Annotated in this window: 15 protein-coding genes; 8 read left to right on the plus strand and 7 right to left on the minus strand. The window is 68.3% G+C overall.

All coding sequences use genetic code 11. The features are described 5' to 3' along the window. Complete coding sequence (locus tag WA670_RS24610) at window positions 1-1782, plus strand: hypothetical protein (protein WP_336158993.1); 1782 nt, start codon at window positions 1-3, stop codon at window positions 1780-1782. 3 nt (window positions 1783-1785) lie between these two features. Here WA670_RS24610 and WA670_RS24615 read toward each other — a convergent pair whose 3' ends face one another. Then, window positions 1786-2208, minus strand: a complete 423-nt coding sequence (locus WA670_RS24615; protein WP_336158994.1) for a PPOX class F420-dependent oxidoreductase — start codon at window positions 2206-2208, stop codon at window positions 1786-1788. After that, window positions 2208-3410: an MFS transporter gene (locus WA670_RS24620; RefSeq protein ID WP_336158995.1), complete on the minus strand. Its 1203-nt coding sequence runs from the start codon at window positions 3408-3410 to the stop codon at window positions 2208-2210. The genes WA670_RS24615 and WA670_RS24620 overlap by 1 nt, the downstream gene beginning before the upstream one ends. Window positions 3411-3494: 84 nt before the next feature. Between WA670_RS24620 and WA670_RS24625 the strand changes: the two genes are divergently transcribed. Next, on the plus strand, window positions 3495-4427 hold the full coding sequence (locus WA670_RS24625; RefSeq protein WP_336158996.1) for a LysR family transcriptional regulator: 933 nt from the start codon (window positions 3495-3497) through the stop codon (window positions 4425-4427). A 350-nt stretch (window positions 4428-4777) separates the two neighbouring features. Here WA670_RS24625 and WA670_RS24630 read toward each other — a convergent pair whose 3' ends face one another. Continuing rightward, window positions 4778-5203 (minus strand): Ohr family peroxiredoxin, encoded by a 426-nt coding sequence (locus WA670_RS24630; protein WP_037819396.1) that lies wholly within the window; start codon window positions 5201-5203, stop codon window positions 4778-4780. 276 nt (window positions 5204-5479) lie between these two features. Between WA670_RS24630 and WA670_RS24635 the strand changes: the two genes are divergently transcribed. From WA670_RS24635 to WA670_RS24645, 3 genes are all read left to right on the plus strand, one after another. Further along, on the plus strand, window positions 5480-6049 hold the full coding sequence (locus WA670_RS24635; RefSeq protein ID WP_078870763.1) for a CGNR zinc finger domain-containing protein: 570 nt from the start codon (window positions 5480-5482) through the stop codon (window positions 6047-6049). Window positions 6050-7221: 1172 nt separating this feature from the next. After that, complete coding sequence (locus WA670_RS24640) at window positions 7222-7740, plus strand: lytic polysaccharide monooxygenase auxiliary activity family 9 protein (protein WP_134669873.1); 519 nt, start codon at window positions 7222-7224, stop codon at window positions 7738-7740. A gap of 188 nt (window positions 7741-7928) precedes the next feature. Next, window positions 7929-9101: a glycoside hydrolase family 64 protein gene (locus WA670_RS24645; protein WP_238607179.1), complete on the plus strand. Its 1173-nt coding sequence runs from the start codon at window positions 7929-7931 to the stop codon at window positions 9099-9101. Between the two features lie 40 nt (window positions 9102-9141). Here the strand turns inward: WA670_RS24645 and WA670_RS24650 are convergent, their stop codons facing one another. Beyond that, window positions 9142-10269, minus strand: a complete 1128-nt coding sequence (locus WA670_RS24650) for a mandelate racemase/muconate lactonizing enzyme family protein (RefSeq protein ID WP_134734296.1) — start codon at window positions 10267-10269, stop codon at window positions 9142-9144. Beyond that, window positions 10266-10901: a TetR/AcrR family transcriptional regulator gene (locus WA670_RS24655; RefSeq protein WP_134734295.1), complete on the minus strand. Its 636-nt coding sequence runs from the start codon at window positions 10899-10901 to the stop codon at window positions 10266-10268. The genes WA670_RS24650 and WA670_RS24655 overlap by 4 nt, the downstream gene beginning before the upstream one ends. 80 nt (window positions 10902-10981) lie before the next feature. Between WA670_RS24655 and WA670_RS24660 the strand changes: the two genes are divergently transcribed. Next, the gene (locus WA670_RS24660) at window positions 10982-11875 is read left to right on the plus strand and encodes an NAD(P)H-binding protein (RefSeq protein ID WP_336158997.1); all 894 of its coding nucleotides are present in this window, start codon (window positions 10982-10984) and stop codon (window positions 11873-11875) included. 6 nt (window positions 11876-11881) lie between these two features. Here WA670_RS24660 and WA670_RS24665 read toward each other — a convergent pair whose 3' ends face one another. Further along, a complete protein-coding gene (locus tag WA670_RS24665) occupies window positions 11882-12601 on the minus strand; it encodes a TetR/AcrR family transcriptional regulator (protein WP_336158998.1) in 720 nt (239 codons plus the stop codon). A gap of 83 nt (window positions 12602-12684) precedes the next feature. Between WA670_RS24665 and WA670_RS24670 the strand changes: the two genes are divergently transcribed. Next, window positions 12685-13527 (plus strand): alpha/beta fold hydrolase, encoded by an 843-nt coding sequence (locus WA670_RS24670; protein WP_037819385.1) that lies wholly within the window; start codon window positions 12685-12687, stop codon window positions 13525-13527. A gap of 506 nt (window positions 13528-14033) precedes the next feature. Here WA670_RS24670 and WA670_RS24675 read toward each other — a convergent pair. Further along, a complete protein-coding gene (locus WA670_RS24675; protein ID WP_336158999.1) occupies window positions 14034-14771 on the minus strand; it encodes a TetR family transcriptional regulator in 738 nt (245 codons plus the stop codon). Between the two features lie 86 nt (window positions 14772-14857). Here WA670_RS24675 and WA670_RS24680 point away from each other — a divergent pair, with 86 nt between their 5' ends. Then, window positions 14858-15316, plus strand: coding sequence for a hypothetical protein (locus tag WA670_RS24680; protein ID WP_336159000.1), 459 nt, complete (start codon window positions 14858-14860; stop codon window positions 15314-15316). The last annotated feature ends 93 nt before the right edge of the window (window positions 15317-15409 follow it).

The raw sequence follows: 15409 nt of genomic DNA on the forward strand, positions 1-15409 counted from the left end.
GTGAAGATTTCCCGGGACTGGCTGACCGACTACGTGCCGCTGCCCGGCCGTTCGCCGGACCAGCTGGCACACGACTTGACCTTGAAGACCGTCGAAGTCGAGGGTTACGACGTGATCGACGACGACGTCGTCTTCGAGATCGACAACAAATCCCTCACCCATCGCCCCGATCTGTGGGGGCACTATGGCATCGCCCGAGAGCTGTCTGTCCTCTATGGACTACCGCTGACTCCGCTCCCCCGGGTCACCCGGCCGCCTAACGCCACCGGCCTCACCCTGGCTGATCCCGCTTGGCACCGGCGGATGCTCGCCCTGCAGTGCACAGTGGACAGTTCCATCCCGGCTCCGGCTTTCGTCCGCGACCGGCTCCGGCGCATCGGCGAACCAAGCCGGGACCTGTGCACCGATCTGAGCGCGTACGTGATGTATGCCGTCGGACAACCGAGTGACGTCCGTGCTTCCAGTGCCTCAGTCGTGCTGGAAATCCCGACCCTGCTCCCCAGCCGAGCCCGCCGCAGTGCCCGGACCGAAGCTTCGGTACGCCAAGAGAAAGGCCTCGATACTCAACGCGCCGACCAAGCCGCCGAGCTCTTCCTCCACCTCCTGACCGAAGCCGACCCGTCGGCCACAGCACTCGGCGTGGAAGACATCGTCCTTGCCGCCACCCGACGAGCCGAAATCGAGATCAGCATCGCGGAAATCGAACGCCGGATCGGCATCCGGCTGCCCCCGGACGAAATCCTGCGCATCCTCCGCGCCCTCGGCTGCACCGCCGAAATCACCGGCGAGCTGGTGCGCATCGTCGCTCCGTCGTGGCGTTCCACCGGCGATCTCTCGCTGCCCGTGGACATCGTCGAGGAGCTGGCCCGGATCCACGGCTTCGACGCGCTGCCCGCGCCGCGGCCCGTCGTGCAGCTGGCCCCGCGCCCTCGGCTCCCCTTGAACCGCCAGGTCCGGGAAGTGCTCGCCGCTCGCGGCGGGGCAACCGAAGTGCTGACCTACCCGTGGTCCGCCGATCACCTGCTCGCCGCGTGCGGACTCGACGCCGACCTCACGATCGACCACCCGCCGGCGCCGGATCGCGCCCGGTTGCGCCCGTCGCTGATCCCGAACCTGCTCGAAGCCGCGGCCGCCAACCTGCGCTACTGCGACGAGTTCAGCCTCTTCGAAGTCGGCACCGTCTTCGCCGCGGGCGAGCGGACGTCCGCCGGAATCCTGCTCGCCGGACCGGACGGGGCCGACCTGTTCCGCCGGGCCAAAGGGCTGGCCGAGCTGATCCGCCGGTACTGCCATCTCACCGCCCTGGACCTGGCCGGCACCCCCGGCCCGGCCTGGACGGACCCGTCGGCCCGGCTCGCGATCCGCCCGGCCGGGACGCTGGCGCTGGTCCGGCCTGCGGTGCTCCGGGCGGCGGGCATCGACCGGGGCGCGATCGCCTGCGTCGAACTGGACCTCGACGCACTGCGGACGCACCCGTCCCGCGAAAACCGCTACACCCCGGTAGGCGACCTGCCCGAATCGGACTTCGACCTGTCCGTCCTCGCGTCCGACACCGTTCCGTGGTCGCTGGTCGCCGAGACCGCGACGCAGGCCCACGCCTTGGTGCAGCGAGTGGCGTACGTCGGCGAGTACCGGGATTCGAGAATTCCGGCCGACCACCGTTCGCTCACCTTGCGGGTCACCCTCCGCCCGAGGTCCGCGACGCTGACCGCGGGCGAAATCGCCGCCGCCCGCTCCGAAGTGCTGGCTGCACTGGAGCGGGCGGGGGCGCGGTTGCGGTGAGCCTCAGCCGAGACCAGATTGGGCGATGACGTGCACGATGCTGATCCGCACCGCGGTAAATCCACTGTGGACGAACGAATCGGCAAGGTCCACTGCGGACTGACCCGGGTAGTAACGCTCGGCGATCCCCGCCGCGACGCGCCTGATCTGGTCCGGCTCGGCAGAAACCCGAGCCTGCCCTTCGACAGTCACGAAGCTGTACGGCTGCCGCTCGTCGCTGACGCAGACCGCGACCCGGCCGTCCCGCGCAAGGCTTTTGCCCTTGACACTTCCCGGCGACAGGGCAAAGGCAAGTTCGTCGCCGTCGAGGACGAAGCAGATCGGCGTGACGTGCGGACGTCCGTCAGCACGAGTGAGGGCCAGGTGCGCAAGCCTCGTACCCTCGGAGAGGAAGGCGCGCCATTCGCTGTCGGTCGTGGTCGTCATCAGTGGGTTCCTTTCTCGGTTGACTGCCGCTCGCGAAGTCGTCCAGCGACAGCTTGCTGGGCAAGGAAAAGCAGAGTTCCAGCGGCGAAAGCCACTACACCCAGCAAAGTTCGACCAGCTTGCTCGAGCAACGCCGTACCGAGCATCGGGCCGAGAACCGCGCCAAGGCTCCACGCACTCGACGCGACGCCCATGTACCCGCTGCGCAGATCTGGCGGCGCGAGAGCAGCGAACGTCGCGCCAAACTGGACCGCCAACCCGATCTGTCCGAGGCTGAGAACAAGAATCGCGACGGCGTAGCCAGCAATGCTTTGCGACACGGCGGCCAGACCGCCGCCAACGCCCGCCAGCAACATCGAGGTAGCAAGCACTGTCGCACGGTCGCGATTCGCCAACACCGCGGCAGCGAACGGTTGCAGGACAACGATGGCGAACCCGTTGAGCGCCAGCACGGAACCGTAAGTCGCGGAACTGAACTGCTGCGCGGTCATCAACAACGGCAATGTGGCGAACGCCTGCATCAACAACGTGAAACAGCCGACGTGGATCAGCGTCATGGTCCTCATGAGACGGTCCGCTCGCAACACTGGCAGCAGCGCGCGTCGCCCATGGCTCGGTCCCGAATGAGTCTCCGGAACCGCAGTCACCACGATCGCCGCGGCAAACAGCATCGCGACCGCGTTCAACCAGAACAGCAGCCCGTAGCCGCGAGCCGCCAACACCCCGGAAACCGTTGCCGCGATGGCATATCCGAGGTTCGCCGCCCAGTAAAGCAGACTGTACGCACGCACCCGCTGCTCCGGCGGAAGGTCCGCCACAGCTGCCGATCCCGCCGGACGGAAGAGCCCAGCAACGAGACCGTAGCCCACCGCCGTTGCCCAGATGACCGGCGTCGCGGCGGCGGATCCCAAGGCGGCCAACGCGATCGCCGTCCCGAGAAACCCGAGGAGCATCGTCCTCCGCCGCCCGATCCGGTCCCCCAGCCAGCCTCCGAGCAGCTGCGACCCGAAGTCGCCGATGCCCACCGCCGCTACCACGGCGCCCGCCGCCGTCGGGGTCATCCGCTGTTCCTGCGTCAGGTACAGCACCAGCATCGGCTGCACGAACGCGCCGCCCCGGGCGACGAGGTGGCACGCCCCCAGCGTCCACGCGAGCGACGGCAGCTTGCGAGTTCTCCCGGCGGCGATCGTTGCGACTGTCATGGCAACGACGCTAAGAGTGCCAGGAGATTAAGAAAAGCGATTGTTTACGATCGAATCCATCGTGAACAGTAATATACTGGGCTCATGGCCGACTTCGACCTGCGCCAGCTGACGACGATGCTCGCGATCGCCGAAGAGGGAACGTTCTCCCGGGCGGCGACCCGGCTGGGCTACACGCAATCGAGCGTGAGCCAGCACATCGCTGCCCTGGAACGAACCCTCGGCGGCGCGGTCTTCGATCGCCCGGGCGGCCCGCGCCCCGTGCGGATCACGCCGCTCGGCGCCGTGGTGCTCGAACACGGCCGGGAGGTACTGGCGAAGGCCGAAGCGCTGGGCCAGGCGGTCGACCGTTTCAAGGCCGGTGAAGGCCGCATCGACGTCGGCACCCTGCAGAGCGTCTCGCACGCGATCCTGCCGACCGTGCTGCGTCTCCTGCGCGAGGAACACCCCCGCTGCGAGATCCGGCTATCGGAACCCGACGAGCCTCGGCTCGGCGAACTGGACCTGCTGTTCCACGACGGTCTCATCAGCGAAGACACGGACCACGTCCTGCTGATGGAAGATCCCTACCTGGCCGTCGCACCTCCGGACACGCTGCCGGCGGGTCCGGTGCCCGCGCGGGAACTGGACGGCAAGCCGATGGTGGCCTGGCCGTCGACCTGCGACCAGCCCAGGCTCGAGCACTCCCTCGCGGAGGCCGGGGCCCGCCCGCGCATCGTGTTCCGCTCCGCGGGCAGCGAGACGATCCTGTCGATGGTCCGCGCCGGAATGGGCCTCGCGGTCCTGCCCTGGCTGGCGATCCACCAGGTCGTCTGCCGCGACTGCGGCGCGATCCACGGCCCCGAGGGATGGCCGGATCTGCAGGTCCACGACCTCGACCCGAGCCCGGCGCGCTCGATCTACCTCCACTGGCCCCGCGGGCGGGACGCCGAGTCGCCCCTCGCGGCACGGACCATCGAGACGGCCGCCGAAGTGGCGCGGGAGCTGGCTCGGCAGGCTCCTGCCGTTCGTTCCTGACCCGGCGGGTGTTCCGAACGGCCTCGGACTGCCCGGCAATTCGCCCGCGAACTGACCGAGCACGCCCACGCCCAGCCGGATACGGCTTTCCGCATCCGCGACCGAACCGCCCGACCTTGAACGAACCTTCCGCACCCGCGCCGCCCGCGGCTAACTTGACCGCGCCTTCCGCACCCGCACCGCCCGGCAACCCGGTGCCGTCGGTTCGCAGGCATCTTCCGCATCCGCGACCGAACCGCCGCCCCGCCCGACACCGCCGGATCGAGCGCGCCCTCGACAGCAGGCATCGCCGAAATCCCGCGCGAACCCGCCCCGCACCACCGACTCAAGGGCACCCCCACCGTTCGGGGTCAGGCGACCGTCGCGTCCACCGTGACCTCGATGCTCCCGCCCAGCGCCTTCGAGTACGGGCAGGTCTGGTGCGCAGCCGCGGCCAGCGTGTCGGCGGTCTCCTGGTCGATCCCCGTCAGCTCCAGGTGCAACGCGGCGCTGAGCCAGAAGTTCGCCTCGTCGTGATGCAGGGTCACGTCCGCGACCACCGCGAGGTCGGCCAGCTTCACCTTCCGCTGCGCCGCGGCGATCCGCACCGCGCCCATGAAACACGACGACCAGCCGGCCGCGAGCAGCTGCTCCGGGTTCGTCGCGCCGCCGTTGCCGCCCAGTTCCTTCGGGATGGCGAACTTCAGGTCGAGCGCACCGTCGGACGAAACCGCGCGTCCCCCGTTGCGGCCTTCGCCGGTGGTGGTGACGACGGCGGTGTAAGTGGTTTCAGACATGGCTTTCCCTTTCCAGAACTTTTCAGAATCCGCTGAGGACGGTGCCGGTCAGCGCCGCCAGTGCACCGAGAACTTCGCGGAACGCCAGGGTGATCGAGTCCATCGGACGTGACCTTTCAGCAGGAGACCGGGCCGGTCTCGGCGACGAGAGAACCTTCGCACGCACATTCGTCACCGGTCAAGACGGTTACGTATTTCTGTGATCCGCTACTCATAACCCCCTAGACTGGTTAGAGTTCCTTGCGTGGTGATTCATCACCTGTCAGACTGGTGCGCATGGAGCACGCCTTCCCCTGCGGGAACCCGGCATTGGACTTCGTCGGCACGCTGCGGGCCCGCCGCAACGACGAGCCGGCCGAGATGCTGGGGTCGCCGCGCAGCCTGGACGCCTGGTTCCGCGAGTCGGGGGTCACCGGCGCCGATCCGGGGAGCACGGCCGCCGACCTGGCGGGGGCGATCGCGGTCCGGGAAGCGATCTACGCCCTGGTCGCGGCCCGGCTCGTCGGCCACGAGTACGACCCGGAGGCGTTGACGCTGCTCAACGAGGCAGCCGCGCAGCCGGACGCGGTCCCGCAGCTGACCCGGACCGGACGACAGGTCCGGGCGACCGCGGCGCAGGCGTTGTCCACCGTGGCCCGGGCCGCGATCACGATCCTGGGCGGTCCGGACGCGGACCTGCTGAAGGAATGCGGACGACCGGAATGCACGCAGGTTTACCTGGACCATTCGCGCGGATCACGGCGCGAATGGTGCGCGATGGCCACCTGCGGAAACAAAATGAAGGCCGCGGCTTACCGGGCACGACGGCGAGGAAATCCGCCGCTGACGCCCTCCCGGCAATCCTGACCCAGCCAGCGAAGCGAACGCCTCCCGGCAGATCAGCACTCGCCGGTCCGGCACACCTGGCTTCCGGATGCCGAAGCACGTTCCGTCCCCCGGCTGCTCCCGTTCCGCCCGCCAACGCCCGAATTCCTCGCCCTGGGCAGGAGATTCCGCGATGAGGTCCCCATCGCCGCATCGTCCCGATGCTTCGCCCCAGCCGCGCAGCCACCTCGCGTTGCGCTGAGCCGGGAACAGCGCGGGCAAATCCACCAGCAGTCGCGTCATCGGTTCCAGGCGAGGATGTCGCAGCGGTGGTTCAAGCACCATGGCCGGGCGCGGGGAAACTCGGCCGAGGGCTCCGGCTCGGCGGCAGCCGGTTAGTCCGCTGAACGGGACTGCCGCTGAGCCCGTAAAGGCAACTGCGCTCGCCGGGACCGCCCCCACCGATGCTCACGTCTCGTCGAGCGCGACCTGCTCCCGATGGCCCACGAGACGGGCATGATCCCCGGCTCCCCACTGGCTGGCGGCGTCCTGACCAGCAAGCACACCCGCGCCGACCTGGCCGCGGCCACCCCCGGCGAGAGCGACCCGCCCTCGGCGCGGTCACCGAACGCAACCTGGCGCGGCCCGGCATCCCACGCGACATGCTCGCCAGCGCCCCCATCCGCACGGCGACCCGGCTGCCGAGGACCGCCGGGCCATTACCAGCCGCGCGAAAGCTGCCTCGCCCCCGCGAACACCTCAACCATTCAGTTGAGCATTTCCGGTCGAATACCTTCAACCCTCCGGAAGTCGGGGATTTCGACGACCGGGCAGAATCGCTGCACCGGACCACCCCGCCCGGCCGCTTTCCGTGCGCTCGCGCAGGTTCGCAATGTCCACTATGGACAGTCCAGAGCGGACGAAATCACGCAGGGTGGCCATGATCCGCATCAGGCCACCCGTCCGGCGCAATCAACGGAAAGCCTTCCGGTAAAACCACAAGCGAGAGTGGTCCGGGGTGACAACGTTGACGGATAACCACTGCCCCGCCTTTCTTTGCCAGCTGTTGACCTTTCCCGAGCGCCGGGCGTATGGTCTAGACCAAGAAGCCCACCCCCTTCGCTCACCCCCCGTGCGGGCCGGCTCCCGGAAAGCCGGTGCGTCGCTTTGTCGTACCCGCACGGGGAAACGAGCATTCCCCGAAGGAGCTGCCCATGAAAGCGAACCGGAAACTCGTCGCGGCCGCGGTCGGCACGGCGATCGCCCCGGTGCTCGTGCTGATCAGCCCGGCAGGCATCGCCAGCGCGCACGGGTACGTCAACGCGCCGGCGAGCCGGCAGGCCCAATGCGCGCAAGGAACCGTTTCCTGCGGCCAGATCAAGTACGAACCGCAGAGCGTCGAAGGGCCGAAGGGGCTGCACAGCTGCAGCGGCGGCAACGCCCAGTTCGCCGAGCTGAACGACAACAACAAGGGCTGGAAGGCGTCGCCGGTCGGCTCCTCGGTGGCCTTCACCTGGAAGTTCACCGCCCGGCACCGCACGTCCAACTACGAATACTGGATCGGCAACGACAAGATCGCCACCGTGGACGGCGGCGGCCAGCAGCCCCCGGCGACGGTCACCCACAACGTGAACCTCAAGGGGCACACCGGAAGGCAGACGGTGCTCGCCGTCTGGAACATCGCGGACACCGCGAACGCCTTCTACGCCTGCATCGACCTGCAGGTGAGCTGACCCGGAAAGTCCACACCGGACACTGAGGCACGGGCCGTGGCGGCGGCCCGTGCCTCGGCGTGCGTCCGGGGAATTCGCCGGGAATGACAAAACCAGCCAATTTCTCCCGCATTCGTTGACCCGCTTTCCCGCCCGTGACTAGCGTGCCGGTCACCGGAAAAGGGCACGACTCCAGGAGGCGGTTTTCCTTGATTTCCCGGCGAGTATTCCTCGGCGCATCCGCGGCAGCCGCGACATTTCCACTCTGGAACTCCGCGTTCGCCTCCGCGAGCACCCCCGACACCGCGAAGGTCGCTTTCGACGACCGGTCCGGCGCGGGCCAGACCTACGCGTACATCACCGGCACGACGCTGGACAACCGGCTCGTCATCCTGAAAGCCGATGGCACGCCGTACTATCCGCCGTCCCCGGGCAGCGACCACACGCCGCTCGGCGAGGACTGCGCGATCCCGCTCAAGTCGCTTTCCCAGGTCACCGTCCCGAAAATGTACGCGGCCCGGATCTATGTCGCGCTCGACAGCAAACTGGACTTCTTCGTCAACAAGGGCCCGGCTCTCGTGCACCCGAGCTTCCTGGCCGCCGACGACCCGAACTACAACCGGAACTGGTCGTTCTGCGAATTCACCTTCAACAACGACGTGCTGTTCGCCAACATCAGCTACGTCGACTTCGTCGCGATCCCGATCGGCCTGCACCTCACCACGACCGGCTCCGGCGACCAGACGGTCCCCGGACTGCCCGCGCGCTCGCTCGACCCGATCTGCGACGCCCTCAACGCCCAGGGCGGCAAATGGGGCACGCTCATCGAAACCGGCGGCGACGGAAAGCCGCTGCGCGCACTGTCCGCGCATTACCGCGCCGACCAATTCGGCGGATACCTCGACGGCTACATCGACGAGGTCTGGAAGAAATACGCCAGCGAGACGCTCACCGTCGACACCCAGGTGCCCGGCCTCGGCGCGTTCACCGGCCAGGTCGGCGCGGACGGCGTGCTCGCCTTCAACAACGGCGAGCGCTTCGACAAACCCGCCACGCCGGACGTATGGAGTTGCGACAGCGGACCGTTCGCCATCAAACAAGGCGACAGCGACGCCCGCAAGGCGATCATCCCCCGGCTCGCGGCGGCATTGAACCGCACCACCCTGCGCGACAATCCGAAACAGCCGACCGGCGAGGATCCGGCGAAGTTCTACCAGAACCCGGAAACCAACCACTACGCGCGAATCGTGCACAGCAAACTGCCGGACAACCGCGGATACGCCTTCCCGTACGACGACGTCTCCCCCGGCCCCGACTTCAGCGGCGCGGTCCAGGCCGGCGACCCGGACACGCTCACCATCACCGTCAACGCCTTGCGCTGAGCCAAAGACGTGCCGCGGTCCTTTTCGGACCGCGGCACGGTCATCCGGTGAGATCGCCTTCCCGCTCGTTCTTCGCCGCGTAGAAAGCCAGCTTCTCCTCGTCCACTTCCACGCCGAGCCCCGGTCCGGTCGGCACCGGCAACCGTCCGCCGGAAAGCCGCAGCGGTGCGACAATGTCGTCCGCGTGCAGGTAATACATGCTGTCGATCGCCCGCGACAGCACCGGCGTGCTGGCGACCACCGCCAGATGCGCCGCGGTCGCGATCCCGAGTTCGCCGCCGCTGTGCAGATTCATTCCGAGCCCGAACGTCTCGCAATGCGCCGCAAGCGCTTTCGTCGCCGCGATGCCGCCCCACTTGTAGACGTCACCGTGGATCACGTCGACCGCACCCAGCCGTACCGCCGGAGCGAACTCCTCGAACCGGACCACGCACATGTTGGTGCACAAGGGAATCCGCACCTTCGCGCGAACCTGGCTCATCCCCTCGATGCCCGCGCACGGGTCTTCGAGATACTCCAGGTCCAGTTCCTCCAACGCGATCCCAGCCCGGATCGAATCCGGCACCGACCACGCGGCATTGGGATCGACCCGCAACTCGATCTCCGGCAACGCCCTCCGCAGCTCCCGCAGAATCCGGACATCTCCCCGAACGTCGCGCGTACCCTTCAATTTCACCGCAGAGAAGCCGCCCTCGGCGACCACTCTCGCCGCATGCTCGGCCAACCCTTGCGCGAGTTCTTCCCCTTCCGCACCAGGCGCGTCGGCACGGGTGATCAACGCCGTGATCGGCACCTCGGTCCGCACCGCCCCGCCCAGCAGGTCAGTGACGGACTGTCCAGTGACCCGTCCGATGAGATCCCAGCACGCGACGTCCAGCCCGGCTAGCGCCGCATATCCCAGATAGCCGTGGAAAAACGGCACCATGTGCTGCCGGCGATGAAACGCCTCGAGCGCGAACGGACTGGTCCCAATCATGTCCGCGCCCAGTTTCCGGGTCAGCTCCGCGACCGGCCGACCCCACATCGTCTCGCCCCAGCCCTCGGCCCCGGTGTCCGTGCGCAGCCGCACCACCGTGCGGGTCTCGCCGATCTTGGTCTCGAACGAACTGGTGAACGGATTCGTCAACGGCAGATTCACGACCCACACGTCAACACTGGTGATCTTCATGCGCGCTGCCCCAAGGCCGCCGAAACGACCCGCCGAATCGGTTCCAGTTCGACGTTGTCCACCGCCGCCTCGGCCCCCGGCATTTCCTCGATCGCCGGCTCGGCGTTCAGCAACACCCGAAACACCCGCGGCAGCACCGTCCGCCCGACGAGATCCTCCGCGAGCGCCCCCGCTTCCGTGCTGTCCATTGTGTACTGTGCAGCCAGATATTCGGCGAGCCGCGCGTACATCACCGCGAACATCGCGTCGTAGTACGCCTTCGCGCTGTCCGGCAACCGCTCGGCAGCCGCGATGCAAAGCCGGCACGTCCGCGCCTGCGACTCCCAGGTCAGCAACTGCTGGAACCGCCCGCAGAACAACGCGACCGCCTCGACCGGGTCGTCCGCATACGCGTCCGGGGTCATCAGCTTGCCGAGGTACAGCTCGCGGACCAGGTCGAGCACCGCGAGGAACAGCTTGTCCTTGCTCTCGAAGTGCGCGTACAGCGACCGCTTGGACGTCCCCGCGCTGGCCGCGACCGCGTCCATCGACGCCCGTTCGAACCCGGTTTCGAGGAACACGTTCTTCGCCGCCAGCAGGATGTGCTTGCGCAACTCCGCACCCCGCAGCTGCGAACCGCCTTCACGCGCCATCCTTGCCTCCGCCAAAAGTAAACGGTACGGTGGAGTTTACTTCCTGCTCCACCTCTTCGACAGTCTCCTGGAGTGCCCGCATGATCGTCGTCACCGCCCCCACCGGGAACATCGGCAGCCGCGTCCTCGCCGCGGTCGCCGACGGAGCCAATCCCGTCCGCGCGATCGTCCGAGATCCCGCGAAACTGCCCGCTGACCTGCGCGAACGCATCGACGTCCAGGTCGGTTCACACGGCGATCCCGAGGTCCTCGCCCGCGCCTTCGACGGCGCTGACACCGTGTTCTGGCTAGTCCCGCCCGACCGGCGAGCCGCGAGCGTCGACGAGGCCTACTCCGGCTTCGCGCGCCCCGCCGTCGAGGCGATCCGCACCCACGGCGTCCGCCGGGTGGTATCGGTCAGCGCACTCGGCCGCGGCACCGCCTCCGCCGAACGAGCCGGACACGTCACCGCCACCCTGGCGATGGACGACCTCATCGCCGACACCGGCGTCGCCTTCCGCGCGCTGGCGAATCCGACCTTTATGGACAATCTGCTGCGCCAAGCGTCGGTGATCAAAGCACAAGGCACCTTCTACGACGTCCTGCCGCCGGATTACGCCGCCCCGACCGTCTGCACGCGCGACATCGCCGCGGTCGCTTCCCGGCTGCTGCTCGATCCATTGTGGACCGGCCGGGAAGAGGTCCCCGTGCTCGGCCCGGAAGACCTTTCGCCCGACCAGGAAGCCGCCATCATCAGCGAAGTGCTGGGGATTTCGGTCAAGTATCAGCAAATCCCGGTCTCCGCACTCGGCGCGCAGGTCCTCGCGAACGGTCACTCCGAGGCGATGGCACAGTCCATGATGGACATGGCGACCGCGAAGCTGAACCATCTGGACGAGGGCGTGGTCCGAACTCCGCAGCATGCCGTGGAAACGCCGACGACTTTCCGGCAGTGGTGCGAAGAATCCCTCAAGCCCGCGGTGAAAAAGGCCTGATCCGTCCTACCGCCCGCTGTGGGCAAGCCCGGCCAGGATGTGCTCCAGCCCGCGGCGAAAGGTCCGTTCGTAACGATCATCGGCATGCGGCGTTTCCGCTTCGACCATGATCCGGCTCAGATGCGGATAATCGCCGCTGCCGATGATCAAATCGCCGTACTGCGCCTGCGCCGCCAACCAGGTCGGCATGTCCGTTCCGGACCGCCGGGCCGTTTCCTGTTCGGCCAGTTCGTCGAGGACGTGGCCGCGGACGAACGTCAGCACCGTGCCCACCTGGGCCAAGACCTCGTCCGCGGCCAGGCCCAACTTGTCCACCGTCGCGTACGCCGCGTCCAACCACGCCAGACTGTTCGGCCCGAGCGCCGGACGAGTCGCGGGCATCGCGCCCAACCAGGGATGCCTTACCACCAGAGCCCGGTACTCCCAGGCGACCGCGCGCAGGTCCGCCCGCCAGTCCCCAGTCGGCGTCGGCGGTTCACGCTCCCCGAAAGCGGCGTCGATCATCAAGTCGAACAGCTCGTCTTTGGTGGCGATGTAGCGGTACAGCGTCGTCGTTCCGGTGCCCATCTCCGCCGCGACCCGGCGCAAAGACACGGCCTCAAGACCTTCCGCGTCAGCGACCCGGATAGCCGCAGCCGCGAGATCAGCCCGGCTGTGCGCCGGACGCGGTCCCCGGGCCCCGCGCTCCGGCCGCAGCCAGATCGGCGGCCGCACGTCGTCAACCATGGCCGACATTATTGCGAACACTGTGCGCGGTTCGCTAGAGTCGCCTTTATGCGAACACTGTGCCCGGGTAATCAGGCAGACCAGTGACCGAGTACCGCACCGGCTCGGTCACCTCCGCCGACGGAACCGTCATCGGATACCGCCAACTAGGCAGCGGTCCGGCCGTGCTCCTTCTGCACGGCGGCATGCAGGCAGCGCAGCACCTGATGAAGCTCGCGACCGCGCTTGCGGACGAATTCACCGTCTGCGTACCCGACCGGCGCGGCCGCGGACTCAGCGGACCGCACGGTGCCGAGTACGGAGTCGCGCGGGAGACCGAAGACCTGCGCGCCCTAGCTGAAGAAACGGGCGCGGCACGGGTTTTCGGCCTCAGCTCAGGCGCACTCATCGCTTTGCGAAGCGCCCTTTCCGTTCCCGAGATCAGCGCGGTCGCCCTGTACGAACCACCGCTCTCGGTCAACGGTTCGGTGCCGCTGGAGTGGGTGCCGCGCTACGAACGCGAACTCGCCCGAGGGCGGCTGTCCTCCGCATTGGCGACGGTTTTGAAGGGATTGGCGATCGAACCGGCGCTCAACCGGATCCCCCGCTTCGCACTGGTACCCCTGATGGCGATCGGCTCGCGCCTGCAACGCCGATCCAGCGCCGACGTGCCGATCCCAGCGCTCATCCCGACCCACCGCTTTGACATACAGTTAGTCGAGGAATTGGCTGACACCGCAAGGGATTACGCGGACTTGGGGGCGCGAGTCCTGCTGCTCGGAGGGAGCACAAGCCCGGCGTTCCTCCGTGTCGCACTGGACGAACTCTCCGCCACGATCCCGCACGCACAACGAATCACGTTCCCCGGACTGGGCCATTCCGGCCCAGACGACGACGGTTCCCCGGACCGGGTCGCCGAGGCTTTGCGCACTTTCTTCGCGGCTTGACTGCCCCGCCGCCAACCCTCGGCAGGCATCGGAAAGCGATGCAGCACCCGTGCCCCGCGGCGGCTCCCCTTCTCGCGCCGATGCGCTACGACCCCGCCTCCGCCCCCGCCCCCGCCAACGCGACACGGCTCGGCTCGGCTCACTAACGCGAGGCTGGTCTGCTCCTGGCAACGCGACAGGGGCTCGGCTCGCCAACGCGAGACTGCCGTGTTCCTGGCAACGCGACACGGCTCCACTCACCAACGCGAGACTGGCTTGTTCCTGACAACGCGACAGGGGCTCCACTCGCCAACGCGATACGAGCCCATCCGCCGACACGACCCCGTCCGGCAGCACGCGACACCAGCCAGTCCCGGCAAGGCGACCGGAGCCCGCCCTGGCGAAGCGATGCGTGCCCCGTCGCGGATCGGATCGCAGCCGAGGCGGTCACCAACCCGGCTCTCCCCCGCACGCCGCACCGCCCTCAATGGCACTCAGTGCACTTCACTTGCCGACCGGCAAGCGTCTCACCTGGGTTCGGCGTCGCGCAGCGCAGCGCCGATCCGGGTCACCACCTCGTGCAACGGCGTCGCAGTGCTGAGCACCGCCACCACCGTGCCCGGCTCCGTCTCGCCGGATGACTTCGCGCCGGACGTCCGGAACGCGTCCGCGACCAGGGTGAACGCCTCCGTCGCCGCGGCCTCGATGTCGTCGCGGCCGCCGCTGCGCAGCCAGCGTCGCAGAACATGGTTGTTGGCCGCCGCGATCGCCGCTGCGGCCACGGCGGCTCGGAGCGTCGCGGTCTCGTCGCCAGCCGCGGCGAAGCGGTCCTGGAGGTAGCGCGCGAGGACGCGCTGATAGCGGTCGACCGTCGCGACTTCCTTGTCCCGCAACGACGGCACCGTGCGAGTGAGACTGAATCGCTTGAGCGAGACGTCCAGCTCCGCGGCATAAGACTCCAGCACGAGCGACACTGCCGCGGTCGCCACTTCGATCGGGTCACGCGCCGGATCGGCGGTCTCGAAGACCTGCTCCATCTCGGCGACGATCTCGTCGTGATTGGCGAAGAGGACGTCGTCCTTGCTGTCGAAGTACCGGAAAAACGTCCGCCGCCCGACGCCCGCCGCCGCGGCGATGTCGTCGATGGTCGTCGCCTCGTACCCGTTGGCGGCGAAGAGATCCACGGCCGCCGTAGCGAGCGCACGACGCAACTGCCGCCGCCCGGCCGGCGTGGCCCCGACCCGGGTGCGCGGCGTCTCCGTCATTCCCGAACGGTAGCAGCCCGGGTTGCTAGTGGCACTGAGTGCCGTTAGCATGGGCAGGCACCCCATGCGAGCGGAAGGCGTCGACGATGACTCTCGACCAGCAACTGCGGCCCGACCACCACACCGGCCCAGACCCGGCAGACGCGTATTACGGCGGGGTGTTCGGCTGGTCCGTCCGACGGCAGGGCGGCGCGCGCCTGTTCCTGGCTTTGGAAAACGGCCTGTGCGCGGTGACCCTGCCGAAACTCACCTCGGGCCCGGTGCGCAACCACCTGTCCGCCCTGGGCTGCGAAGGCCCGTCCCTGATCCTCCCCACCCAGCACGGCCCGCGCCTGGCCATCCTCGCCGAAACCGACGGCGAACTGCTCCTGCGAGGCACCCTGCCGCCAGACGTAACCGTCCTGGACAGCGGCGCGCTCCTCCCCCTGCCGACCGGTCAGCAAGCCCCCGGAATGGGCCCGGAATGGCTGACCGCCCCCGACCCGAGGCACCGCTGGCTGCCGAGCGTGAGCGCAGTACTGGCCGGGGTGCGCCAGCGCCCCTGACCCTTCCCGCTCGCACGGCCTTCCCGCGAGCACGGTGCCAGAGACTCCGCCCACTCCCTCTCACGACACCTCTTCCGCGAGCTCCTTCCGCGC

It is taken from the genome of Amycolatopsis sp. VC5-11 (assembly GCF_037034185.1).
Taxonomy (GTDB): Bacteria; Actinomycetota; Actinomycetes; order Mycobacteriales; family Pseudonocardiaceae; genus Amycolatopsis; species Amycolatopsis nivea.

What these genes read in the sequence shown, in the direction of transcription:
- WA670_RS24635 (WP_078870763.1), top strand. Translation starts at nt 5,480, where the DNA reads ATGGAGCACGCCTTCCCCTGCGGGAACCCGGCATTGGACTTCGTCGGC.
- WA670_RS24680 (WP_336159000.1), top strand. Translation starts at nt 14,858, where the DNA reads ATGACTCTCGACCAGCAACTGCGGCCCGACCACCACACCGGCCCAGAC.
- WA670_RS24630 (WP_037819396.1), bottom strand. Translation starts at nt 5,203, where the DNA reads ATGTCTGAAACCACTTACACCGCCGTCGTCACCACCACCGGCGAAGGC.
- WA670_RS24620 (WP_336158995.1), bottom strand. Translation starts at nt 3,410, where the DNA reads ATGACAGTCGCAACGATCGCCGCCGGGAGAACTCGCAAGCTGCCGTCG.
- WA670_RS24615 (WP_336158994.1), bottom strand. Translation starts at nt 2,208, where the DNA reads ATGACGACCACGACCGACAGCGAATGGCGCGCCTTCCTCTCCGAGGGT.
- WA670_RS24625 (WP_336158996.1), top strand. Translation starts at nt 3,495, where the DNA reads ATGGCCGACTTCGACCTGCGCCAGCTGACGACGATGCTCGCGATCGCC.
- WA670_RS24660 (WP_336158997.1), top strand. Translation starts at nt 10,982, where the DNA reads ATGATCGTCGTCACCGCCCCCACCGGGAACATCGGCAGCCGCGTCCTC.
- WA670_RS24665 (WP_336158998.1), bottom strand. Translation starts at nt 12,601, where the DNA reads ATGGTTGACGACGTGCGGCCGCCGATCTGGCTGCGGCCGGAGCGCGGG.
- WA670_RS24640 (WP_134669873.1), top strand. Translation starts at nt 7,222, where the DNA reads ATGAAAGCGAACCGGAAACTCGTCGCGGCCGCGGTCGGCACGGCGATC.
- WA670_RS24650 (WP_134734296.1), bottom strand. Translation starts at nt 10,269, where the DNA reads ATGAAGATCACCAGTGTTGACGTGTGGGTCGTGAATCTGCCGTTGACG.
- WA670_RS24655 (WP_134734295.1), bottom strand. Translation starts at nt 10,901, where the DNA reads ATGGCGCGTGAAGGCGGTTCGCAGCTGCGGGGTGCGGAGTTGCGCAAG.
- WA670_RS24675 (WP_336158999.1), bottom strand. Translation starts at nt 14,771, where the DNA reads ATGACGGAGACGCCGCGCACCCGGGTCGGGGCCACGCCGGCCGGGCGG.